The sequence below is a fragment of the Arthrobacter cavernae genome, assembly GCF_017368795.1.
Lineage (GTDB): Bacteria > Actinomycetota > Actinomycetes > Actinomycetales > Micrococcaceae > Arthrobacter > Arthrobacter cavernae.
Genome location: NZ_JAFNLL010000036.1, coordinates 1 through 24007, shown reverse-complemented (window position 1 = coordinate 24007; position 24007 = coordinate 1). Strand labels below are relative to the sequence as shown.

At 66.0% G+C, this 24007-nt stretch carries 18 protein-coding genes; 9 read left to right on the top strand and 9 right to left on the bottom strand.

The genetic code is table 11. The features are described 5' to 3' along the window. Positions 1 to 9: 9 nt before the first annotated feature. Entirely contained in the window at positions 10 to 1548 is a 1539-nt protein-coding gene (locus tag J1902_RS14310; protein ID WP_242702031.1) for an amino acid permease, read from the bottom strand. 628 nt (positions 1549 to 2176) lie between these two features. Between J1902_RS14310 and J1902_RS14305 the strand changes: the two genes are divergently transcribed. From J1902_RS14305 to J1902_RS14280, 6 genes are all read left to right on the top strand, one after another. Continuing rightward, complete coding sequence (locus J1902_RS14305) at positions 2177 to 3793, top strand: PucR family transcriptional regulator (protein WP_207616987.1); 1617 nt, start codon at positions 2177 to 2179, stop codon at positions 3791 to 3793. A gap of 105 nt (positions 3794 to 3898) precedes the next feature. Next, positions 3899 to 4810, top strand: a complete 912-nt coding sequence (locus J1902_RS14300; RefSeq protein ID WP_207616986.1) for a glutaminase — start codon at positions 3899 to 3901, stop codon at positions 4808 to 4810. Positions 4811 to 4830: 20 nt separating this feature from the next. Beyond that, complete coding sequence (locus J1902_RS14295; protein WP_207616985.1) at positions 4831 to 5586, top strand: DNA alkylation repair protein; 756 nt, start codon at positions 4831 to 4833, stop codon at positions 5584 to 5586. Between the two features lie 74 nt (positions 5587 to 5660). Continuing rightward, positions 5661 to 6932, top strand: a complete 1272-nt coding sequence (cobA, locus tag J1902_RS14290) for a uroporphyrinogen-III C-methyltransferase (RefSeq protein ID WP_207616984.1) — start codon at positions 5661 to 5663, stop codon at positions 6930 to 6932. A gap of 100 nt (positions 6933 to 7032) precedes the next feature. After that, positions 7033 to 8499, top strand: a complete 1467-nt coding sequence (locus J1902_RS14285) for an FAD-dependent oxidoreductase (protein WP_207616983.1) — start codon at positions 7033 to 7035, stop codon at positions 8497 to 8499. Positions 8500 to 8610: 111 nt separating this feature from the next. Beyond that, entirely contained in the window at positions 8611 to 10005 is a 1395-nt protein-coding gene (locus J1902_RS14280; RefSeq protein ID WP_207616982.1) for an MBL fold metallo-hydrolase, read from the top strand. Between the two features lie 10 nt (positions 10006 to 10015). Here J1902_RS14280 and J1902_RS14275 read toward each other — a convergent pair whose 3' ends face one another. The 4 genes from J1902_RS14275 to J1902_RS14260 all read right to left on the bottom strand — a co-directional run bounded on the left by J1902_RS14275 (position 10016) and on the right by J1902_RS14260 (position 14239). Next, positions 10016 to 10597 carry a hypothetical protein gene (locus J1902_RS14275; protein WP_207616981.1) on the bottom strand — a complete coding sequence of 194 codons (582 nt, stop codon included), beginning with the start codon at positions 10595 to 10597 and terminating at the stop codon, positions 10016 to 10018. Positions 10598 to 10758: 161 nt separating this feature from the next. Then, positions 10759 to 11439, bottom strand: coding sequence for a FadR/GntR family transcriptional regulator (locus J1902_RS14270; RefSeq protein ID WP_207616980.1), 681 nt, complete (start codon positions 11437 to 11439; stop codon positions 10759 to 10761). Further along, positions 11436 to 12722, bottom strand: a complete 1287-nt coding sequence (locus tag J1902_RS14265) for an MFS transporter (RefSeq protein WP_207616979.1) — start codon at positions 12720 to 12722, stop codon at positions 11436 to 11438. The genes J1902_RS14270 and J1902_RS14265 overlap by 4 nt, the downstream gene beginning before the upstream one ends. Before the next feature lie 74 nt (positions 12723 to 12796). Beyond that, positions 12797 to 14239, bottom strand: coding sequence for a PucR family transcriptional regulator (locus J1902_RS14260; protein WP_207616978.1), 1443 nt, complete (start codon positions 14237 to 14239; stop codon positions 12797 to 12799). A 144-nt stretch (positions 14240 to 14383) separates the two neighbouring features. Here J1902_RS14260 and J1902_RS14255 point away from each other — a divergent pair, with 144 nt between their 5' ends. The 3 genes from J1902_RS14255 (at position 14384) to J1902_RS14245 (ending at position 18324) form a co-directional block, all read left to right on the top strand. Beyond that, complete coding sequence (locus J1902_RS14255) at positions 14384 to 15814, top strand: aminobutyraldehyde dehydrogenase (RefSeq protein WP_207616977.1); 1431 nt, start codon at positions 14384 to 14386, stop codon at positions 15812 to 15814. A 109-nt stretch (positions 15815 to 15923) separates the two neighbouring features. Beyond that, a complete protein-coding gene (gene gabT, locus J1902_RS14250) occupies positions 15924 to 17294 on the top strand; it encodes a 4-aminobutyrate--2-oxoglutarate transaminase (RefSeq protein WP_207616976.1) in 1371 nt (456 codons plus the stop codon). A gap of 163 nt (positions 17295 to 17457) precedes the next feature. Then, complete coding sequence (locus J1902_RS14245; RefSeq protein WP_207616975.1) at positions 17458 to 18324, top strand: universal stress protein; 867 nt, start codon at positions 17458 to 17460, stop codon at positions 18322 to 18324. Here the strand turns inward: J1902_RS14245 and J1902_RS14240 are convergent. The 4 genes from J1902_RS14240 to J1902_RS14225 all read right to left on the bottom strand — a co-directional run. Beyond that, positions 18294 to 19355 (bottom strand): hypothetical protein, encoded by a 1062-nt coding sequence (locus J1902_RS14240; protein ID WP_207616974.1) that lies wholly within the window; start codon positions 19353 to 19355, stop codon positions 18294 to 18296. The two genes, J1902_RS14245 and J1902_RS14240, sit on opposite strands and share 31 nt — an antisense overlap. 95 nt (positions 19356 to 19450) lie before the next feature. Further along, positions 19451 to 21637 (bottom strand): multicopper oxidase family protein, encoded by a 2187-nt coding sequence (locus J1902_RS14235; protein ID WP_207616973.1) that lies wholly within the window; start codon positions 21635 to 21637, stop codon positions 19451 to 19453. Positions 21638 to 21747: 110 nt separating this feature from the next. Further along, the gene (rarD, locus tag J1902_RS14230) at positions 21748 to 22791 is read right to left on the bottom strand and encodes an EamA family transporter RarD (protein ID WP_207616972.1); all 1044 of its coding nucleotides are present in this window, start codon (positions 22789 to 22791) and stop codon (positions 21748 to 21750) included. Between the two features lie 32 nt (positions 22792 to 22823). Then, on the bottom strand, positions 22824 to 24007 hold a 1184-nt coding region (locus tag J1902_RS14225; protein WP_207616971.1), incomplete at its 5' end, for a multicopper oxidase domain-containing protein.

The following is a 24007-nucleotide window of genomic DNA, read 5'->3' as shown; positions in this document are numbered from 1 at the left end:
CGTTTTCCATCACAATTGACCGGCGGCAGGGACCTGCACATCTTCGCGGCGGGCTTCGGCGGTTTCCCTGATCCTCTGCCGGAAGGCGAACCATCCCAGGACGAGCAGCGGGGCGAGGACCAGCAGGGACGCCAGGACCCACCGCCCCGTTTCGGAGAAGCCCATGGTGACCAGGACGAAGGCGAGGAATCCCAGCGTGAGGTAGGACGTGAAGGGTGCTCCCAACAGACGGAACGAGGGGCGCTCCACCTTGCCCAGCCTGACCCAGCTCTGGAGCCTGATGTGGCAGAGGATGATCGTGGCCCAGCCTCCGATGATTCCAACGGCCGAGACTTCAAGCACAATCTCAAACACCTGGGACGGGACAAGGGCGTTCAGGCCGACGCCGAGAAGGGTGATGACGGCGGTGAGCAGGATGCCGCCGTACGGGACGCCCGTGGTGCTCATCCTGGCGGTGAAGCGCGGGGCTGAACCGTTGACGGCCATGGACCTCAGGATCCGGCCAGTGGAGTAGAGACCGGCGTTCAGGCTTGACAAGGCCGCCGTCAGGACCACGAAGTTCATCACCGAGGCGGAGACTGCCCCCGCCTGGGGATCTCCGAGGTGGGAGAAGAACGTGACGAAGGGTGATTCGCCGGGCTTATAGGCGGTGAAGGGCAGCAGTAGCGAGAGCAGCAGCACCGAGCCGACATAGAAGATGCCGATGCGCAGGACCACGGTGTTGACGGCCTTCGGCATGACTTTTTCCGGATTGGCCGTTTCTCCGGCTGCGGTGCCGACGAGTTCGATGGCGGCATAGGCGAACACCACGCCGCTGATGGCCAGGAGGGGCGCCACGGCGCCCGTGGGGAAGGCCCCGCCGTTGTCCAGGATCACGTTCAGCCCGGGGACCCCGATGTCGGTTCGTCCGCCAAAAATGATGAAGCACACGCCGACGACGAGGAACGCAACCAAGGCGGTCACCTTGATCATAGCGAACCAGAACTCCATCTCGCCGAAGATCTTTACCGAGACCAGGTTCAGTCCCAGCACAACAAGCAGGGCGAGCAACGCGATGAGCCACTGGGGAATGTCCTGGAGCGGCTGCCAGAACTGCCCCCAGAACTTCACATACAAGGCCACGGCGGTGACGTCGACAATCGAGGTCATTGCCCAGTTCAGGAAGTAGAGCCAGCCTGCCGTGTAGGCCATCTTCTCGCCGTAGAACTCCCGGGCGTAGGACACGAAGGAGCCCGACGTCGGGCGGTAAAGGACCAGTTCGCCGAGCGCCCGGAGGATCAGGAAGGCGAAGAACCCGCAGACGGCGTAGACCAGGATCAAAGCCGGCCCTGAGCCGTTCAGCCGGCCGCCGGCACCCATGAACAGGCCGGTCCCGATCGCGCCTCCGATGGCGATCATCTGGATTTGGCGTGGTTTAAGGGACTTGTGGTATCCGGCTTCTTCGCCCGAAAAATCCTGGCCCGGGATCAACCGTCCGGGCGGCAGCTGCAGGCTGCCGTCAGGTGCGTCGGTCAGGCCAGGCCCGGCTTTTGTGTCGTTGCTTGTCATGGAATCCCAAACTTTTGTTGTTGATGGCCAGCGCACAGCTGGGCGCCGACTGCCTGCACGGGCTGTCCTTTCGGGCGGACTCACCGTGGGCAGGCGTGTAGCCATGAGAATGTGGGTGCACTGCAGGAATCAGGTCACTGCAGGTGATGGAATGCGTGGCCGGGGATCTTCCGGAGTGCCTCTAGGGCAGCCCCGGTCTGTCCATGCCATGTGGGGGCGCCGGTGTTGTTGCAACGATCACTTCGGGGGTCTCCTTTGACTCCGATGCCGCAGCGGCGGCTCAATGCTCAAAACGTGTCCCGGCCTGCTTTGGGGCGGCAGCTGCACGCCGTTCCGCAGCGGCAGGGACACCAACCAACTCTAGATCCCGGCAGAAGCCGGCGAACTGTCCAGCCTGCCAAATTCATACCCACCGGTTTGTGCCTGGATGACAACATCGGCGTGGTGAAGGGCGAGTAATGTTCATGGCTGTGTGCACGGCCGTGCCGAACCACTGCCTCGTGTCCTTCACCGTTGAGGGACACATGCTGGTTTCTTCGCCACCCTGCAAAAAATCCTTTCCGGAGCCGGATGATGGAACTCCACACCTATTTGTTGTGACTTATTGCGAGAGGAAGCGATAGCGGAGGTGAGACCTCAGGAAACAGACGAGGACGTTGTTGGTGTCCTGCTGAGCGACGTCCTTGAAGACATCGGAGTGGACAACGGCCAGTTGCTGCTTGCCCCCGGTCCGGACAACCAGTTTGTCCGCGAAACTGTCATTGTTGACGCTGAGGACCAGGAAACCGTTCAGTGCGGAACCTTGGTCATGCTGATCGGCTCGCGCGGCAGGGCGGCGCTGCCGAAAATAAGGACGCTGATTCCCGATCTCCCTACGGCCATCGCCGTGAAAGGGAGCGAGGACGAACTGGATGCGGTCCAGGAACTGCTGCGTCCCAGCGGAATCGGCCTGATTGCGGTCGCTCCTGCCATGCGGTGGGACCAGTTCGAAAGCATCGCAAGGGACCGGATCCGCGAACCCGCACTGTCAGGCGAAGCGTCCTCCATCATGCACCGGGACCTTTTCGCCATCGCCCAGACAACCGCGACGCTGACCAACGGCCATGTGGTCATTGAGGACCCTGCCAACAGGGTCCTGGCGTATTCGCCGGCATCCAACGACGTGGATGAACTGCGCAGGCTGTCCATCCTCGCGAGGCGGGGTCCGGAAAGGTACCAGAAGCTTCTGAAGGAATCCGGTGTCTACAAGCACCTGCAGGCCGCCGAGGCCCCGATCCATGTCGAAGCCAATCCGCAGGAAGGCCTCCGGGAACGGGTGGCCATCGGGATCCACGCGGGCAGCCGGGTCCTGGGCTACATCTGGCTGCAGGAAGGCACGGAGCCCTTGGCGCCCAACACCGACAGGATCATGGTCGGCGCCGCCCGCCATGCGGCGATCGAGCTGGTCAGGCACCGCAATGAGCAGTCCCAGTCCATGCGCCGGGACCGTGTCTCGAGCCTCCTCAGCGGCACGGCCCAGGTGCATTCCCAGGCCCAGTCCGCGGGAATAGATCCATCCAGGCCGGCAGCGCTGGTGCTGATATCCGCGGGCGGTTTGAACCAGAGCGCGTCGGGCCTGCAGCTGCGCAGGGGAGAGTTGGCCAACCTGGCGGCAATCCATGCCGCCGCGTACCGGCCAGGTGCGGTTGTAGGTGCCATCGGACTGGAAATAGCCATCATTCTGCCGGACCTGGACCCGGTGAAATCGCTGCCCGCCATCAACCGTTTGGTCAACGTGATTGTCCGGGATGCCAAGACCCACCTTCATTTCCAGGTACAGGCGGCCGTGGGACCAGTCGTTGAACGGCTGGACTCGCTGCACACGACGCTTGAACACGTCCGCAGCGTGCTGACGGTCCTCGAAGGAACCCCGTCGATCCACGTGGCCTCCTACAGCGACGTGGAAACGACGGTGCTGACCAAGGAACTGCTCGATCTACTGGCCTCGAGAACGCGGCTGCGGCACGAAGGCATCACGCGGCTGTGCCGCCGGTACCCCGAATTTGCCACGACGCTCCTGACCTACCTCGAATTCTTCGGCGACGTGAACCGCTGCGCCGAGGAACTGGCAATCCACCGGAACACCGTCCACTACCGCCTCCGCCGGGCCTGCGAAGTGGCCGGAATCGACCTCCAGCTGCCGGATGAGCGACTTCTGGCCCATCTTCAGATCCGGCTGTGGACGTATTCCGAAGGACGCCGGTAGCCGCTTCCCGCAGCCCCGTGGTCCTTCATCACCGTTATTGAGTTATTTGAACAGCGCGGTTCACTCCACCATGCCGCCATAGCAAGAAGCCAGAGACACCGCCTTATGGACATCCAGAATCTTCTCGACGATATTGTCGCCTCGGTTCAGCCGCTGCTCGGCCAGGGAGAAGTGGCAGACTACATTCCCCAGCTGGCGTCTGTGAATGCCAAACAGTTCGGAATTTCCGTGGCAATGCGCTCGGGCGAGGTCTACTCCTCGGGGGACGCCGACGTGCCCTTTTCGATCCAGAGTATTTCGAAGGTCTTTGCCCTCGCGCTGGTCCTGGCCCGCGACGGCGACAGCATCTGGAAACGCGTCTTCCGGGAGCCATCCGGGAATCCCTTCAACTCCCTCGTCCAGCTGGAAAGCGAGGATGGAATTCCCCGCAATCCGTTCATCAACGCCGGTGCACTCGTGGTGGCTGACAGGCTCCTGAGCGTCACGGGCCACCCGGCGTCGGCCGTGCGCGAACTGCTCCGGCAGGAGAGCGGCAACCCGCGGATCGACGCAGACGCCGACGTCGCCGCTTCAGAACTCCTCCACAGCCACCGCAACACCTCCCTGGCACACTTCCTGGCGAGCTACGGCAACTTGGAAAACCCCGTCGAGGAGGTTCTCGAGGCCTACGTCAAGCAATGTGCGCTGGCGATGAGCTGCACGGATCTGGCGCTCGCCGGCAGGTTCCTGGCAGCCAACGGAGCAAGGGCGGACGGCACGCCCCTGCTCTCCCGGTCCCAGACCAAGAGAATCAACGCGGTGATGCTCACCTGCGGCACCTACGATGCGGCTGGCGAATTCGCCTACCGTGTAGGGCTCCCCGGAAAGAGCGGGGTGGGCGGCGGCATTGTGGCCGTTGTGCCCGAGCACTGCACGATCAGTGTCTGGAGTCCGGGCCTTGGCCGCTCCGGAAACTCGCTGGCAGGAGTCGCCGCTCTCGATGAATTCACCACCCGCACAGGCTTGTCCATCTTCTGACGACGGAAGATGATGCCCCTATGACGGAGACGCCCACGGCCGCAGCGTTCCTGGCCCGCCTCGATGCCCTGCAGTCCGATGAGGAACAAGCCAAATACCGGCGCTACTTCAAGACCGGTCCCGGGGACTATGCCGAGGGCGACTTCTTCATGGGCGTCCGCATGGGCGAGGTCTTCACGCTGGGCAAGGAGTTCGCCGCCATGGAGCCGCCCGAGATCGAGAACCTCCTGGAGCAGGACGTCCACGAGGCGCGTTCCGGGGCGGTCAAGATCATGGCGCTGCAGGCGGAGCACAAGAAGACCACGGAGCAGCGCCGCGGGGAGCTCTACGGCCTGTACCTCCGCCGCCACGATCGCATCAACAACTGGGACCTGGTGGACCTCGGGGCCGGGCGCGTGGTGGGCGGCTGGCTCGTGGACAAGCCTCGGGACGTCCTGTATGAACTGGCCGCCTCGGCGAACATGTGGGAGCGCCGCACGGCGATCGTGGCCACCTGGGCGTTCCTGCGCCATGGCCAGCAGGAAGACACCTTCGCCATCGCCGAGCTCCTCCTGAACGACAAGGAAGACCTGATCCACAAGGCCCTGGGCGGCTGGGTCCGCGACGCCGGCCGCAGCAACCGCCAACGGCTCCTGGCCTTCCTGGACGCCCATGCCGCCACCATGCCGCGCACGGCGCTGCGCTACGCCATCGAGCACCTGGACCAGGAACAGCGGGCGCACTACCTGGGCTTGAAGAACGCCCCGCCCGCTAGCAAGGGTTACGCGTCAATGTGACGCAGGATTACCCAGCATTAACGGGTGTTTCCGGCCCTTTGATGCATGTTACGGGCCGGCTCTACAGTTTTTTCATGGCAATACAGGACATTTACCCCACAGCACTCCGGCTGCTCGGCCGCCCCGTGCTGGTGGTGGGCGGCGGACCCGTGGCAGCGCGCCGCGCCAAGGGACTGCTCGACGCCGGTGCCAAAGTCACCGTGGTCGCCCCCGTTGCCTCCGCAGAACTCCGCGGACTCGCCGATGCCGGGCTCCTCGCCTGGGAGCCGCGCGAATACCGCACCTCAGACCTCGACGGCGTCTGGTTCGTCCAGACCGCCACCGGCGTCGCCGCCGTGGACACCCAGGTGGCCGCTGACGCCGAAGCCCAGCGCCTCTGGTGCGTCAACGCCTCGGACCACGAAGCCTCGGCCGCCTGGACGCCCGCCGTCGCCGTCGTGGACGACATCAAGATCGCCATCAACGCCGGGGGAGACCCGCGCCGCGCCATGGCACTCCGCGACGCCGTCGCCACGGCCCTGGAATCCGGCGACCTCCCGCTGCGCCGCCACCGCAAGCCCGGCACCGTGACCGGCACGGGAACCGTTGCCTTGGTAGGCGGCGGACCCGGCGACACCGGACTCATCACCGTCCGCGGCCGCAGGCTCCTGGGCCAGGCCGACGTCGTGGTGGCTGACCGTCTTGGCCCCCGGGAGCTGCTCAACGAGCTTGCCCCGGACGTCCGCATCATTGAGGTCGGCAAGACCCCCGGCCACCACCCCGTCCCGCAGCTCGAGATCAACCGCATCCTCGTGGAGGAAGCCCTCGCCGGAAACCACGTGGTCCGGCTCAAGGGCGGCGATCCCTACGTCCTGGGGCGCGGCGGCGAGGAGGCAGAATTCTGCCGGCAGCACGGCGTCGAGGTTGAAGTGGTTTCCGGCGTGACGTCGGCGATTTCCGTTCCGGCCGCCGCCGGCATCCCGATGACGCACCGCGGCCTGGCGAAGGGCTTCAGCGTGGTCACCGGCCACGAGGAACTCTCCGAGGTCCCCGCCCGCCCCGACCACACTGTGGTGTTGCTCATGGGAGTGGCCCAATTGCGCGATTCCGCGGCCGCCCTGGCAGGGGCCGGTCTCGCACTGGACACTCCAGTAGGTATCGTGGAGAACGGGTATTTGCCGGAGCAGCGCGTCACCATCGGCACGCTGGGGACCATCGCGGACCAGGCGGAAGCCGTTGGCGTGGCAAATCCTGCCGTCATTGTGATCGGCGATGTGGTCCGGGTCAGCCCGTTCGCGCCCCAGCATTTCAAGACCGCCGACTACAGCACCATCACCCCGAACCGCCCCCGAGTCGCCACAATCTAGCCCCCCACCCAACTGGGTAGCAGTAGATGTCGTTATGAGCCCTCAAAACGACATCTAATGCGACCCAGTTGGGCCGGACCGAAGAAGAAGGAACACAGCCGTGTCAACTAGCACCCCCGTAGGTTCTCCGGAGCGTCCGCTGCGCGTCGCCGTCGTCGGCTCCGGCCCGGCAGGCGTCTACGCCGCTGACATCCTGACCAAGAGCGAAGCCGTCAAGAGCGGCGAACTGACCGTCAGCATCGACCTCTTCGACCGCTACCCTGCGCCCTACGGACTGATCCGCTACGGCGTTGCCCCGGACCACCCGCGCATCAAGGGCATCGTCAACGCCCTGCACAAGGTCCTGGACCGCGGCGACATCCGCTTCTTCGGCAACGTGGACTACGGCACGGACATCTCCATCGAGGACCTGCGCACCCACTACGACGCCGTCATCTTCGCCACCGGCGCCATCAAGGACGCGGACCTGAACATCCCCGGCATCGAACTCGAGGCCTCCTACGGCGGCGCGGACTTCGTGTCCTGGTACGACGGACACCCGGACGTCTCCCGCGAATGGCCGCTGGACGCCAAGGAAGTGGCCGTGCTCGGCAACGGCAACGTGGCCCTAGACGTGGCCCGTGTCCTGTCCAAGCATGCCGATGACCTGCTCGTCACCGAAATCCCGGACAACGTCTACGCAGGCCTCAAGGCCTCCCCGGTCACGGACGTCCACGTCTTCGGCCGCCGCGGCCCGGCCCAGGTGAAGTTCACCCCGCTTGAATTGCGCGAACTGTCCCACTCCAAGGACGTGGACATCATCCTCTACGCCGAGGACTTCGAATTCGACGAGGAGTCGGACCGCCTGATCCAGAGCAACAACCAGGTCAAGACCATGGTTGGCACGCTCACCAACTGGATCGCCGAGCAGCCGGAGGACCTTTCCGAGCTGAAGGCTTCCCGCCGCCTGCACCTGCACTTCCTGCACAACCCGGTGGAGGTCTACGACGACGCCGAGAACCCGGGCCGCGTCACCGGCATCAAGTTCGAGCGCACCGAGCTGGACGGCACGGGCAACGCCCGCGGCACCGGCGAGTTCCTCGACTACCCCGTCCAGGCCGTCTACCGCGCCATCGGCTACTTCGGTTCGGCCCTGCCGGACGTCGAGTTCGACCACAAGAAGGGCGTTGTCCCCAACGCCGGCGGCCGTGTGCTGGACGCCTCGGGCGAGCACGTCCCGGGCGTCTACGCCACCGGCTGGATCAAGCGCGGGCCCATCGGCCTGATTGGGCACACCAAGGGCGATGCCCTGGAGACCGTGACGTACCTGCTGGAGGACCGCGAAAACCTGCCGCTGGCCGCCGTTCCCGCGGCAGACGCCGTCGTCGAACTGCTCGATTCCCGCGGCGTGAAGTTCACCAGCTGGGAAGGCTGGCTGGCACTGGACGCGCACGAACTCGCCCTGGGCGCCGCAGCCACCGAGGCCGGCACCACGCACGGCGTAGAGGTCCAGCGCGAACGCGTCAAGGTGGTGGCCCGCGAGGACATGGTGGACATCTCCCGCGACGGCGTTGCTGCACAAGTTTAGCTTCACTTAAAACCCGGCGCTTGTTCGCGGATCCTGTCCTTCAAGGGGCGGATCTGCGAACAAGCGCCGGTTTTTTGTTGCCGGGGACAGCACCGGGGATAGACTCACCGCATGGACGTCGTGGTCATTGAAACAACCCAGTTGGGGGACCGCAGCTACCTGGTGCATGACGGCACTGTGGCGCTGGTGATCGACCCGCAGCGCGATACGGACCGCGTCGAAGCGGCGGCCCGGGAGACTGGCGTCCGGATCACCCACGTGGCCGAAACGCACCTGCACAACGACTACCTCACGGGCGGCCTGCTCCTGGCCCGGAGCCATGGCGCGGCCTACCTGGTGAACGCCGCCGACGCCGTCGCGTTCGACCGCGTTCCGGTCACCGACGGGCAGCTCATCCGGGTGGGGCGGCTCACCGTCAAGGTGGTCGCCACGCCGGGGCACACGCACACCCACCTGTCGTATGTGGTGCGGGAGGACGAGGCCGACGGCGGGCGGCAGGCCGTGTTCTCAGGCGGCAGCCTGCTCTATGGTTCCGTGGGCCGGACGGACCTCGTCGCCGACGCCGAGACCGCCGGGTTGGCCCATGAGCAGTACGCTTCCGTGCGGCGGCTGGTTGCGGAGGCCACCCCGGACGCGGTCCTGTACCCCACGCATGGCTTCGGCTCGTTCTGCTCCATCGGCCCGGCGAGCAGGGTCCCGGCCTCCACGATCGGCGAGCAGGCAGCCACCAACCACGCGCTCACGGACCCCGACGAAGACCACTTTGTCAGCCACCTGCTGGCCAACATCACGGCGTACCCGAGCTACTACGCGCACATGAGCCCGCTCAATGCACTGGGCCCCGGACCGGCGACGCTGGACGTGCCGGAATCGGTGGACGCTGCGGAGCTCGAACGCCGGCTCGAGGCGGGGGAGTGGGTGGTGGACCTGCGCAGCCGCGTGGCATTCGCCGCGAACCATCTGCGGGGCAGCCTGGCCTTTGAATACGGCCCGGGATCAAACTTCACCAGCTACCTTGGCTGGGTCCTGCCGTGGAACCGGCCGCTGACGCTGCTGGGGCCGCACGAGGAGGTCCGGAAGGCGATCCGTGATCTGTCCCGGATCGGGATCGACTCCCCGGATGCCGCCGTCGGGCAGGACCCCGGGCTGCTGGCGCCGGGGGTCCGGCTGGAGTCGTTCCCGCGCGTCGGCTGGGACGGCCTGCTGGCCGGGATGGCAGCGGGCGATACCGTGCTGGACGTGCGCCGTTCGAACGAGTTCGCCGCCTCCCACGTGCAGGGGGCCGTCAACGTCCCGTTGCACGAACTGCTGCTGAAAATGGACGAGGTCCCGCACGGTCGGGCCTGGGTGCACTGCGCCACCGGCTACCGGGCAGCCGTCGCGGCCAGCCTGCTGCAGCGTGCGGGGCGGGAGGTAGTGCTCATCGATGCCCGCTTCGGTGACGCCGCCGCCGCGGGCGTCCGGCTGGCCGCCAGCCAAGAGAACGGCCAGCTGCCTGGCCCCTAGATGAATTCGGCTAGTTGAATTCGGCGTTGATAAATCCGACGATGATGGCCGTCCACCAGCACAGCTGCGAGATGGACAGGCACGCCAGCATGTGGAACCGCTGACCAGGCTGCAGTCCTGCGAAGGTTGAGGCGGGTGACATCTTCACCAGACGCCGCATCAGCGGAATCAGCATGATGCCGTTGATGATCAGCAAAAGCACGGCGACCAGCTTGATGACTGTCAGCGGGTTGCCCAGATTTGGGTTCAGGAACACTCCGCTTGCCAGCATCCCGGCGAGTCCGGCCCAAATCAGCGGGGTGGCGGCGCCATCGAGCCGGATGATTTCTTTAAGCTGGCGTCTGCGGATCAGCCAGAGGAACCCGTGCCAGTCGACCAGCATGATGGCGCCGAACGCGAGCACCATGGCAAGGATGTGCACTACCTGGGCCACAGTGTGGACCGGACCTTCGACGCGGAGAGTGACGGCGAGCCAGACGGAGAGCGACCACGCCACGATGGCGGCGGCGGTCAGCAGCACTACCAGCAGTCTGGTACTGGCCGGGGATGCAGTGTGCCCGGTCGCCTCGCCGTGTACTGGAACGTAACTCATGGCTTACCTCCAAGAGCTTAATTGTCCAAGGGCGCAAGGCCGATCGCCGCTGACGACGGTCCAGGGCCGGAACCCCTTATAGGCAGATACTAGTGGATTATTCGACCGGAAGTGACCCCGCCTTGGCGGTTAATCTCGGAGCCACTCCGCGCAGATGCCCACTAACGCTTGAGCCACTCCTTGGCGAAGTCCAGGTTGCGGTAGACGCTTGCGACGGCGGCTTCCTCGTCACCGGCTTCGATGGCGTCGGCGAGCTCGTCGTGGCCCTCGCGGGGGATGCCGTTGAAGCCGGCACGGCGCTGCTGGCGCAGGAGGTCGTCATGGAAGACGCCGCCGAAGGACACATGGAGCTGGTGCAGTAAGGGGTTGCCCGAGGCGAGGGCCACGCGTTCGTGGAAATCCCAGTCGGCGCGTGCCCACGTGAGGTAGTCCCCGGCCTGCCAGGCGTCGCGGCGGAGCTGCAGCAGGGCCCGCATGGCGGCGATGTCCTCGGCCGTGGCGTGCCGTGCGGCCAGCCGTGCGGCCTGCGTGTCCAGCCCCATCCGGACCTCCACGATGTGCTCCTGCGTGTGCTCCTTGTATATCCGCTGGGCAGCGCCGGAGATCTCGCTGGTGGCGCGCACGTAGGTGCCGTCGCCGCGGAGGACTTCCAGCATGCCGCCGTGGGCGAGGGCCTTGATGGCCTCGCGCAGGGTTCCGCGGGACACGCCCAGGCTGGCCATGAGCTCGGGTTCGGCCGGGATCTTCGCGTTGAGCGGCCATTCGCCGGACTGGATCATGGCACGCAGCTTGGCCGTTACTTCCTCGGCCAGGGCGGGGCGGTGGGATGGAGTGAGGCTCATGCGACGGTCCTGGGCCCGGTGGTGCGGGGTGTGCGCTGGCTGGTCAGCAGGAAAGCGACCATCAGCAGGGCCACGGCCGCAACGAGCAGCATCAGCAGCGGCAGGGTCCAGTCTCCGGTGGCGCTGTGGAGGAGCCCGACGCCGAACGGCCCCAGCGCGGCAAGCAGGTAACCGAGGGACTGGGCGATGGTGGACAAAGCGGTGGTTTCGGCGGTGCTGCGGCCACTGCGGCTGATGATCACCAGGATCAGCGGGAAGATCCCGAGGCCGAGACCGAACAGCACAGCGGGCACCACAGCCAGCGAGGTGGGCAGCGCGAGCATGGCAACAACGCCTGCGATCGTGGCACCGCTCGCGGCGAACAGGGCGGGCCGCATCATGCCGGTGCGTGAGGCGATGGCCAGCAGGATCATGCCGGCGGCTACGGATACCACCTGCATGATGCCGAACTGGATGCCGCTTTCGGAGGCGCTCAGTCCCGTGGCAGTCAGGATGTACGCGAACCAGCTCATCACGCCGTAGGCCAGGAACGCCTGCAAGGTGAAGATGGCCGTGATTAGGAAGCCCAGGCGCGTGCGCAGCAGCGGCCACATCGACACGCGTGGTTTGTCAGTCTTGGCGGACTTCCGGTGGGCACGGAGAACCACTGGCAGGAAGCCGAGCATGGCGCCGACGCCCAGGATGCCCCATGCTGCCAGGCCGAGCGACGGCGAGCCGAGCTGCTGCGCAAGGGGGACGCTGACGGAGGCCGCAATGGTGGCACCGCCGGACATCGTGAAGGTGTACAGCCCAGTCATGAGGGAAGTCTTGGCCGCGTAGTGCTCGCGGATGAACGCCGGCATGGCCACATTGCAGACGGCCAGCCCGGACATGGCCAGCACGGTTCCGGCCAGCAGCGCCCCCGTGGTGGGGACTGCGCGGACCAGCAGCCCGGCGGCGAGCAGGAAGAGCGCGAACAGAATGGCCTTCTCGACGCCGAACCTGCGGACCAGGGCGGGCGTCGCCAGGCCGGCGAATGCGAAGCAGAGCAGCGGGATGGTGGGCAGGAACGAGGCCACCAGGGCGCCGTAGCCCAGTACCGTCTGGAGCTCGTGGTACAGCGCGGCTGCGCTGGTGATTCCGGCGCGGAGGTTGAGCCCGATCAGTACGACGGCGATGATCCCCACCACTGCCACCCAGCGCGACTTCGGTACGGCCGCCGTGGCGGCGCCGGCCTGCGCCAGGGGCGCGTGCGTGGAAGGTGCTGTCTGGGCTCCGGGTGGTGTGGGAGTCGTCGGGTTCATAGCTAAAGGTTAGACGTTAGATGTTTGATATTAAACCTTTTGTGGGGAATATCTCCGGGCGCGGCCCGGGCTCCTCAGCGGGGGTGGCGCGAGCCCAGCCGCTGGACGGCCAGGGCGAGCCACAGCTGCACGCGGTCCTGGGTCTGGGCGGGGTCGTAGCCTGTGAGCTCGGTGATCTGCGCCAGCCTGTAGCGCACGGTGTTGCGGTGCAAGGTCAATGCCTCGGCCACCGCGGCCACGGAGCCGTTGTGGTTCAGGTAGCTTTCCAGGGTGGCCACGAGTTCGGCGCCATGCGCGGCGTCGAACTTGCGAAGGGGGGTGAGCGATTCGCTCGCCATGTCCGCCAGCGGCACGTCCTCGCTCGCGAGTAGCAGCGACGTCAGGCTCAGGCGTTCGGGTTCGTTGACCGGCAGGCCGTGTGCCAGGGCGTCGCGCGCCTCGAAGTAGCTCCAGCGCAGGCCGTTCGGCTTGGTGTACGCGCCGCCGATCCCCACCACCGCATGGATGCCGGCCTCCAGCAGGTGGTCGCTGAGGCTCTTGGCCAGCGCGCTGGCCGAACCGCCGTCGTCGGCCACCACGGCGATAAGGTCCTTCCCGACGACGGCGCTCACGCCGCCGTCGAGGGCCTGCGGCAGGGAGATGCTCACAAGTTGCTTGTGGTGGGCTTTCGATTCGGCCAGCAGGACCACGTTCTTGCGCGTGCTGTTGATCCCGACGCCGGCCAGGCGGCGGGCTGCCTCGATGGTCTCGAGGGTGCCGTGGATGACGTCGTCCAGCACCTGCCCGGCCATGGCGCGCTGGGACTGGCGCTGCTTGACCATGTTGTTCAGTTCCACGCTGATCAGGTTCTGGGCGTAGCTGATGATCCCGGTATCGGTGAAGGGCTGTTTGAGCCACAGGGTGCAGGCGTCGCGGCGGCCCGTTGGGATGGGGTATGAGGCCCAGTCCTCGGCCGTTGGCGGGGTTTTGAGCAGGGAACTGTTGTAGAGCTGGGCGCTGAACTGGGTCAGGACCACGTCGGTGCGGAGCATGCTGCCGAGCTGCTTGAGCAGTTCGGCGAGTCCACCGCCGGTTAGCAGGGCCCGGGCCAGGATCTGGTGCCCGGCAATAAGCCGCTCAAGATTGGCATAGTGGTCCGCGGACTGGGAATCAGCCACGAGCTTGCCGAGGGCGATGAACGGGGTTTCGTAGGCCACCTCCACCAGGGGGAGTCCCCAGCGGTTGGCTTCGGCGATCAGTGCGGGCGGAACGGCCTCGTGGGTCAGCCCGATGCCGAAGCCGATGCCCACGGCGCCCGCGCGCTGGACCTGGCGCACAAAGCGCCGCTGTTCCGCGGCGCTCTTGAGGCGCATGCCGGTGGTCAGGACGAGCTCGCCACCGTTGAGGAAGCGCTGCGGATCCTCCTGTTCCGTGACCGCAACCCAGCGGATGTCCTGGTGCCAGGTGGTCTCCGCGAGGCCTGCTTTGCGGAGCTTGAGGGAGGGGACGGCGACGAGCGCGGCGAGGGACATGGCCATGCTGAAAGGATAACCCGGCGCTGGTCAAGCGCACTAAGGGGGTGGTGTGCGGCTGTGCGGCTGTCTATTCCATGGAGGGGGGTGCTGGCATAGGCTCTGAACAGCTGAATCCACCATCCAGACATCGAAAGAGGGTTGCACACCGTGGTTCAAACCTTGCAGAACTTCATCAACGGCGAATTCGTCACTCCTGCCGGCACGGGACTTCTCGACATCGTGAACCCCACCAACGGCGAGGTCGTGGCCCGGTCGCCCATTTCGGTGCAGGCCGACGTCGACGCCGCCATGGCCGCCGCCAGCGACGCCTTCAAGAGCTGGAAGCACGCGACCCCGGGCCAGCGCCAGCTCATGCTGCTCAAGCTCGCAGACGCCGTCGAGGCCAACAGCGAGGAACTCGTTGAGGCCCAGCACCGCAACACCGGCCAGGTCCGCTCCCTGATCGCGTCCGAGGAAGTTGCCGCCGGCGCCGATCAGCTCCGCTTCTTCGCCGGTGCCGCCCGCATCATGGAAGGCAAGTCCGCCGGCGAGTACTTCGAGGGGCACACCTCCTTTGTCCGCCGCGAACCGATCGGCGTGGTCGCCCAGGTGGCGCCGTGGAACTACCCGTTCCTCATGGCCATCTGGAAGATCGGCCCCGCCCTGGCCGCCGGCAACACCGTGGTGCTCAAGCCCTCGGACACCACTCCGGAATCCACACTCGTCCTGGCCAAGCTGGCCGGCGAAATCTTCCCCGCCGGCGTGCTCAACGTGGTCCTCGGCACCGGCGAAACCGGCGCCATGATGGTGGAGCACAAGGTCCCCGGCCTGGTCTCCATCACCGGCTCCGTCCGTGCAGGCATCGCCGTGGCCAGCGGCGCAGCCAAGGGCCTCAAGCGTGCCCACCTCGAGCTCGGCGGCAAGGCCCCGGCCATCGTCTTCAAGGACGCCGACATCAAGAAGAGCGCCGCGGCCATCGCCGAGTTCGCCTTCTTCAACGCCGGCCAGGACTGCACCGCCATCACCCGCGTGCTGATCGAGGACTCCATCCACGACGACATGGTTGCCGCCATGGTGGAGCACACCAAGACGCTGCACACCGGTTCGCAGAACGACGACGAAAACTACTTCGGCCCGCTGAACAACGTGAACCACTTCAACGCCGTCACCTCGGTGGTGGAGCACCTCCCCGCCAACTGCAGGATCGAAACAGGTGGCCACCGCGCAGGCGAGAAGGGCTTCTTCTTCGAGCCCACCATCATCACGGGCGCCAAGCAGAGCGACGACATCGTCCAGAAGGAAACCTTCGGACCCGTCATCACCGTCCAGAAGTTCAGCACGGAGGCAGAAGCGCTCGAGCTGGCCAACGACGTCGAATACGCCCTGGCGTCCAGCGTCTGGACCACCGACCACGGCACCGCCATGCGCATGAGCCGCGACCTCGACTTCGGCGCGGTCTGGATCAACACGCACATCCTGCTGACCGCTGAGATGCCGCACGGCGGCTTCAAGCAGTCCGGCTACGGCAAGGATCTGTCCATGTACGGCGTCGAGGACTACACGCGCATCAAGCACGTCATGAGTGCGCTGGACGCATAATCCCCACCGGCACCCTAACCTCGCTTCGCTTCGGCTAGGGAACCCTGCCGGCGTGGCCCCACAGTCGCGTAACCCCTCCACACCAGGCTTCCCAGAAAGGCAATTCCCCATGACCACCACCGCAAACGAACTCTCGTACCGGATCGAGCAGAAGCGCAGCATCAACGCTGAGTTCCCCGGCCCCAAGTCGCAGGCACTGAACGAGCGCCGCGCCGCCGTCGTCGCTGCCGGCGTCTCCTCGGGCGTTCCCGTCTACGTTGAAGACGCCGACGGCGGCATCATCCGCGACGTCGACGGCAACTCCTTCATCGACCTCGGCTCCGGCATCGCCGTGACCAGCGTCGGTGCCTCGGACCCGGCCGTCGTCGCCGCCGTCCAGGAAGCTGCCACGCACTTCACGCACACCTGTTTCATGGTCACCCCGTACGAGGGCTACGTGGCCGTGGCCGAGCAGCTCAACCGCCTCACCCCGGGCGACCACGCCAAGCGCACCGTGCTGTTCAACTCCGGCGCCGAAGCCGTGGAGAACGCCGTCAAGGTTGCCCGCCTGGCCACCGGCCGCGACGCCGTGGTTGCCTTCGACCACGCCTACCACGGCCGCACCAACCTGACCATGGCACTGACCGCCAAGGCCATGCCGTACAAGACCAACTTCGGCCCGTTCGCGCCCGAGGTCTACCGCATGCCCATGAGCTACCCGTTCCGTGAAGAGAACCCGGACATCACGGGTGCCGAGGCCGCCAGGCGCGCCATCACCATGATCGAGAAGCAGATCGGCGGCGACCAGGTTGCCGCGATCATCATCGAACCGATCCAGGGCGAGGGCGGCTTCATCGTCCCGGCCGAGGGCTTCCTGCCGGCACTGTCCGCCTGGGCCAAGGACAAGGGCATCGTCTTCATCGCGGACGAGGTCCAGTCCGGCTTCTGCCGCACGGGCGAATGGTTCGCCGTTGACCACGAAGGTGTTGTCCCGGACATCATCACCATGGCCAAGGGCATCGCCGGCGGCCTGCCGCTGTCCGCGATCACCGGCCGTGCGGACTTGCTCGACGCCGTCCACCCGGGCGGCCTCGGCGGCACCTACGGCGGCAACCCGGTGGCCTGCGCAGCCGCCCTGGCTGCCATCGGGACCATGGAACAGCACGACCTCAACGCCCGTGCCCGCCACATCGAAGAGCTCTCCCTCGGCAAACTCCGCGAGCTGCAGGCCGAGCTTGCCGCTTCCGGCGCCTCCGTCATCGGAGACATCCGCGGCCGCGGCGCCATGCTGGCGATCGAGCTGGTCCAGGCCGGTTCCAAGGAACCGAACGCCGATCTCACCAAGGCCGTTGCGGCTGCCTGCCTCAAGGAGGGCGTCATCATCCTCACCTGCGGCACCTACGGCAACGTCATCCGCCTGCTGCCGCCGCTGGTGATCAGCGACGAGCTGCTCATCGACGGCCTCGAGGTGCTGGCCGCGGCCATCAAGGCCAACGCCTAACCACGGATCTCCAGACAAACAACAACGTCTGGCCTCGCAAAGGAATGGACACGGTGATCCCGTGTCCATTCCTTGCTTTAACGGGCTCTGGGCAGGGCTGACGGAAAACCGTAAAGTTCACACTACATATGGACTGAAACGCCACCCAAAGAGGGGTCTTCACATGCGATACGTAGTTGGCTACACGCCCAACGAGCGCGGCGCCGATGCCGTTGCACTGGCTTCTTCCCTGGCCCGGGCGCAGGACGCCGAACTGGACCTGGTGTACGTCCTGAAGACGGGCATCCCCGGCGGCGCCCTCCGCACCGGTGGGAGCCTTTCCCCTGGTGACCAGGACGTGCTGGCCGTCGAACGCCAGGGCCTGGCACTGGTTCCCGACGGCGTCCCGGCCACCTTCCGCGCCGTCCCGGCAGAGTCCTTGGCCGATGGCCTGATCCAGTCCGCCGGGGCCGACACCGGCCTGATCGTGGTGGGTGCCGCCAGCAACGGGCTGTTCAAACGCTTCACCGTGGGCAGTGTGGCCAACGGCCTGCTGCACGCTTCGCCGGTGCCCGTGGCCCTGGCGCCGCGCGGCTTCAACCGCACGGAACCCGTCACCCGGTTCACCCTGGCCACGGGGCAGCGCGCGGGGGCCGATGCCGCGATTGGCACCGCCGTCGGTGCCGCCAACCGCCGCGGCGTGCCGCTGCGGCTCGTGTCGCTGGTGACCCTCGACGCCGGGACGGACGACGGCGGCGAAGCCACCAACGCCGCCCACCGCCACGCCAACACCGTGCTGAGCGACGCAGCTTCGCGTCTGCCGGAAGGCCACGACGTCACCGTGGCGGTGGCGCACGGGCGCAGCATCGAGGAAGCCATCGACAGCCTGGAATGGCTCGACGGCGAGGTCATGGTGATCGGTTCCTCGCGCCTGGCGGAGAAGAACAGGCTGTTCATCGGCAGCACGGCGAACAAGATCCTGCGCGCCCTGCCGGTGCCCATGGTGGTCGTCCCGCGCGACTACGAGCGCGTGGACTCTATGCCCATCTGATAGTGGGAGATCGTCTCCGACTCGTGCCCGAAGCGTCCAGGGTTGTCGAACCAGGCTGCGCCGGTCCCGGCGAGACCAATGACGCCGACGGCGATCGCCGCTACTACCGGGAGGGCGCGAATGTGGGCTGACGCCGGCGGGCGTCCGGGGAGTCGGCCTCTGCCGCGGAGCAGCACCATGGCGAGCACGAGCGTGCCCAGTTCCAGGGCGCCGGCGGCGCTGTCTGGCAGGCCGAGCGGTTCGGGCACTCCGGCTCCGGGGCCGAAGGGCAGTCCGGCTGTGCGGGAGTACAACCACAGCGCCAGCGGGATGATCGAGACTGCGGCGGTGGCCAGGAGGGCTGTGCGGGCCGGGAGGACTGTGCGCTGCCGACGGCGGAGCACCAAGAGGCCGGCGGCAAACTGTGCCGCGGAGAGGACAAGGAAGAAGGCACCGGCGGCGGCCCACTCGCCAAGATGCTCGGGTACGACGGCCGCGTGGATGGCTGCGCTGCCGAACAACGCGGTGACCAGGAACAGCTGCGCTTGGCCAAGCTGGCGTCCGCGGGCCGTCCGCGGTTGAGTCCGGCTGACGGTCAGCCGGCCGCCCCGGATCGCCACTGCCCAGCCGATCAACACGAGGTTGGTGATGAACAGGATTCCGCTGCCATAGCCGATTGCGCGAAGCTGCAGTCCGAGCGTCGCCTGCTCCAGCGATGACGGAGCAGTGCCCGTGGAGCCGCGGTCCGACGAGTCCATGAGCTGAAGCTGCAGGTGGTAGTCCCAGGCGGAGCTGGCAGCAATCTCAGCGGTGCCGGCCAGGGTGCCCGCCGCCGCGACCAGCAGCCCCGTTGCCATCACCGTCCGCGGCTTGGAGGGCACCGGCCCGAACCAGCGCAGCGCCAAGGCGAGCGCAGCAAGGACACCGAATACGAAGACCGGGAGGGCAGCGGTGGACTCGCGCAGCCAGCTCGCGAATGGCCCCTGTGTGCGCTCGATGGCCCCGACGGCGCCCCGCAGCGAGATCATCCAGAAGCCGTCAGCGTACGCCATCACGGCAGCCAGCGATACAACTGTCAACCAAGGGACGGCCGGCCGGCCCGGAGGCAAGCCCGCACCCTTGGTGCGCCAGGGGATACGTGGAGCGGTCACGGCACGATTTCCCAGCCGAACATCATGGCGTGGTCCTCATGGACCAGGTTATGGCAGTGCACTACGTACGGTCCGACGAAGTCCCTGAACCCACGGTAGAGGATCACGGACTCGCCCGGATCAAGCGCCGCTGTGTCCTCCCGCGAGACGTCGTCCGGATGTGAGGGATCCCCGCGCGTGACATCCCTGCCGTTCCGCATGACGGTGCGGTGTTCTTCCATGTGCAGGTGAACGGGATGCACCCAGCCGCCGCCGCCGTTGCGGATCTCCCAGAGGTTGAAGCTGCCCTTTTTCTGCTGGGCCAGCGGGCTGCGGCCGAGCGGGCTTTTCAGGCTCGTCGCCACTGTCAAAGGCTCAAAGGGTTTGCCGTTGATGAGCCACTCGGCCTCGCCGCCTGCGCTGCCGCGCTGCACCTCGAATATGAGGCGGTTCTCCATCAGGTTCCGCCAGTTGTCCGGCAACGGCGGAAGCGGACGCATGGCCGTGGGAATCCTGCTCTCGTCCGGCGCGTTGTTGCCGATAACGATCTTCAGCACCGGCACCTTGTAGGCCGGATCCAGGCCGAAACGGGACGAGTTGGACCACATCCGCCCGTTGGGCATCTTCATGACGTTCGTAAGGTAGATGACATCGCCCTTGGTGGTCGGCGTGCCGTCCTGGTACCGCGTGAAGTCGACGATGACTTCGCGCCGCTTGGAGGGCCACAGTTCGAACGAGTCCCGCCTGACCGGGAACGGCAGGAGCCCGCCTTCCGAGGCGATCTGGGCGAACTGCATGCACTGCTGCGCGTCGGGGATGCGGTACTGGCCGGCGAGTTCGTCGCCGTTGTAGCCGAGCGACGCCGAAGACTTCGGGCCCTGCGTCGAGCTCATCAGCTTGAACTCGTAGATCCTCGCGACCGAGGCATCAAGGAAGCGGAAACGGTATTTGCGCCGTTTCACCTCCAGCACCGGGTTGGCCGTGCCGTTGACGGTGAAGATGTCGCCCACGAAGCCGTGGTTCGGGAAGTGCCTGAAGAAGGTCTTGCCCCACCACTCGGGGTGCTTGGCCGGGTTCTTGGCGTCCGGGAATTCGTCCAGGCCGTCGTGGACGTCCTTGTGCAGCGTCACGCCGTCGTCCAGCCGGCAATCGAAGAAGGCCAGAGGGATGTCGTAGCCGACGTCGAAGGTGCCGTCCGAGTTGTCCTTGCGGACTCCGGGCAGATGCAGTCCCTGCCGCTCGTCGCCCATGTCCATGCCGTTCTTCGGATCGTAGATGGGGTAGAGGCCCACCATGCCTTTGTAGACGTTTGAGCTTGTGTGGTCCATCCTGTGGTCATGGAACCAGAAGAAACTCTGCTTTTCGCGGTCGTCGCCGCCTGCCGGCCAGTTCAGGTACAGGTTGTCGCAGAACGTCTTCGGTAAATAGCCGTCGTGCTTCGGCCCGGCGATCATGGAGTAGTGCGGGTTGCCGTCGCTTTCCGGTGCCGTGTGGCTGTTGTGCAGGTGGGTCAGGAAAGACCAGTCCGGGGAGCCGAAGTCCTGGCGATCGAGGTTTTGAGGGTTCTCATCCAGGTGGTTCTCGAAGCGGATGAGGACCGGCCTGCCGTACTCGGCATTGATCAGCGGCCCGGGGAAGGTGCCGTTGAAGCCGTAGATGGTGCTCAGGGGCAGGGTCCGCTTGGTGCCGGCAGCGAACGTCTTGCCGCCTGCGTCAAATGAGACTGTCGGACGGCCATTTGAGTTGATCGGCAGCACTTGGGAGGTAGTGAAGGCGTGGGTGGCGAGCAGCAGGTCGATCTTGTAGACGATGGGGTCTGGAAAGCCGATCTGGCTCGGCCAGATCTGGTGCCGGTCGTTGCGCATTGAGTTCTGCTGGCCGGTGCCGGGCCCCGGCGGCAGTTTCCAGCTGCTGAGTTCAGAGCGGGACGCCGGCGCCAGCGCCTTGGGGATCGGCAGCCGGTCCTTGAACGGCGAGATGATCAGCGGGCTCGTCGGGAATGTCTCGATATAGAACAAGAGGTCACCAAGCGACGTCGACGTGGCGGCAAAAGCGCCGTCGGCCGAGAGCAGGCCCCGCTGGGCGAGAAACGGGCTGCCGTACGCTTGCGCGGCACCCAGCGCGGCAGCGGCACTCCCAACAGCCCCCCACCGCAGGAGCGTGCGGCGGGACATCCCGCCTGCGTTTTCAGATTCCTCCGACATCAGTCTGCGCCTTCTTCGCGTGAGGCCGACGCTTCGGACGCCAGCTTCGCGACGCAGTCCGCCAACATCACTATGGCGTACAGACCTTGTAAAAACTTAGAGGCAGGAACTCAGGGGTGAAGCCTTGCCCTCTTCTTGATGGCCGAGTTCTTGCGCGAGTTCCGCAGCATATCAACGGTCAGCACCAGCAGGGCCAGCCAGACGACGCCGAAACCGATCCAGCGGTCCACGGTCATGGTCTCGTGGAAGGCCGTTAGCGCCACGATGAACTGCAGGACCGGAGCGAAGTACTGCAGCAGGCCGATGGTGGTCATGGGCAGCCGCCGTGCGGACGCGCCGAAGAACAGCAGCGGGACGGCGGTGATGATGCCGGACGCCGCGAGAAGCCAGAAATGCCCCGGGCCGTTGCTGCTGAGGGTTGCTGCTCCGCTGACGCCCAGGACAACCATGGTGGCGGTGGCGAGCGGGGCCAGCACGATGGTTTCCACGCTGAGGCTGGTCACCGCATCCACCTTCGGGCCCACGCGCTTCTTCACGAACCCGTACAGCCCAAAGCTGAAGGCCAGCGTCAGGGCGATCCACGGCAGCTTGCCGTAGGAAACGGTCAGGACGCCGACGGCGATGAAGCCGATGCCGACGGCGGCCCATTGGAGGGGGCGCAGCTTTTCCTTCAGCACGATGACGCCCAGGAGGACCGAAACGAGCGGGTTGATGAAGTACCCCAGGGAGGCCTCCACGGCATGGCCGGTGGTGACGCCGTAGGTGTAGGTCAGCCAGTTGACGGCGATCAGGCCCGCGGCCACCGCGAGCGGGACCATGACGGTGCGGTCCTTCATCGCCGCGCCGAGTGCCCGCCAGCTGCGCGCGATGGTGATGAGCAGTGCGCAGAAGAGCAGCGACCACACCACCCGGTTGGCCACGATTTCCACGGCTCCGGCGGGCGCCAGCACCAGGAAGTACAGCGGCAGCAGCCCCCACAGCCCGTATGCGCCGATGCCGAACAGCACGCCCGTCGTCGTTTCCTTGTCGACGGCTTTGGGCGGGGAAGGCCTGCCGGTCGCTGGGATTCCCGAAGAGCTGGCCGGTGCCACTGGGCTGGAGGAAGCTACGGCAGCGGACGGGGCGGATCCATCGGGAGTAGGCACAAGATCCATAACACCACCGGTGCTGCCGGTATTCCAGCCCGTCAGCGGGCGATGATGTCGATGTTGCGGGACGCGATGACCGTGTCCGAGGTCCATTTCATAAGTTCGACGGTCAATACATAATCGCCAGGGGACGGTGGATTCAGGATGATGTCGTAGCGCTCGGCGGCTCCGACGTTGATGACGCCCGCCACCAAGGGGCTAACCGTGCGGGAGGTCGGCGGACAGGCGCCGGTGGGGCTGGAAGTATCCCGGTACGGCCTACCGTCGTGGGCGACCAGTTCAGCCATTTTCACTGGCTTCCCGTTTGCGTCAGTGAAATGGGCGTTGACCCGGATGAAGGTGGCGTTGACCACGCGCAGCAGCGTGGGTTTGGCGGCATTCGCACCACCGCCGGCGGTGACATTGGCGCGGATACGGGTCAGCTGGCGGGGGCCGTCCTCTTCCTGCGGATGGGCGAGCTCGCCGCCCAGCACGTAAAAGTGTGCCGGCTCGAATTTGTCCAGTCCCACATCCTCACCGGAGAGCCCAGCGGCGTGACCGAGTTTATGCCACCGAGGATCCACGGCATAGGGAACCAGCATGGCCTCCGTATCAATGTCATATTCCGGCCCGTCGACGAAGGCCCGCCGTGCCCCCGGTGACACCGGGAAATCCGGGTGGACTACAGGATCTATGACCACAGGTCCGAACATTCCCATCTGCACATGCAACGGGGTGTTGACGTGGCAGTGGTAGAAGTAGGTGCCGGCCGACCCGACGTTGGGGTCGCCGGGCCGGCCGGGTTCAGGTTCCCACTGGTAGGTGTATTGGCCCGTGACCTCAAAGGAAGTGTGCCCCACGCCGTCATTGCGCGGGTCCGGTTCCACGCCATGCCAATGAATGGTGTGGACTTTCTTGCCAGGACTCAATGTGCTGTGGAAAGTCTGGCCCTCGGTGACCCGCACCAGAGGCGCCGGGAATTTTCGTCCGGAAGTCTTCGACTCGAACGCCCAGATCTCAAAGTTGCCGCCGTCGTCGAACTTCATCTTGCTGTTAAAGAACTGGAGATCCAGTTCCCGGTCCGGACGCCGGCGGAACTCTGTAGTGGGGTTTCCTTGCTGGATCTGGTTGGCGCTGAAATCCACCTGGCTCCGGTGTTCATGATGTTCCAATTCACCGCCAGGTGCCGCGAGGGTCCAATGCCCCACCAGCCCGCCCGGATACATGCCGCCCATCGCAACCT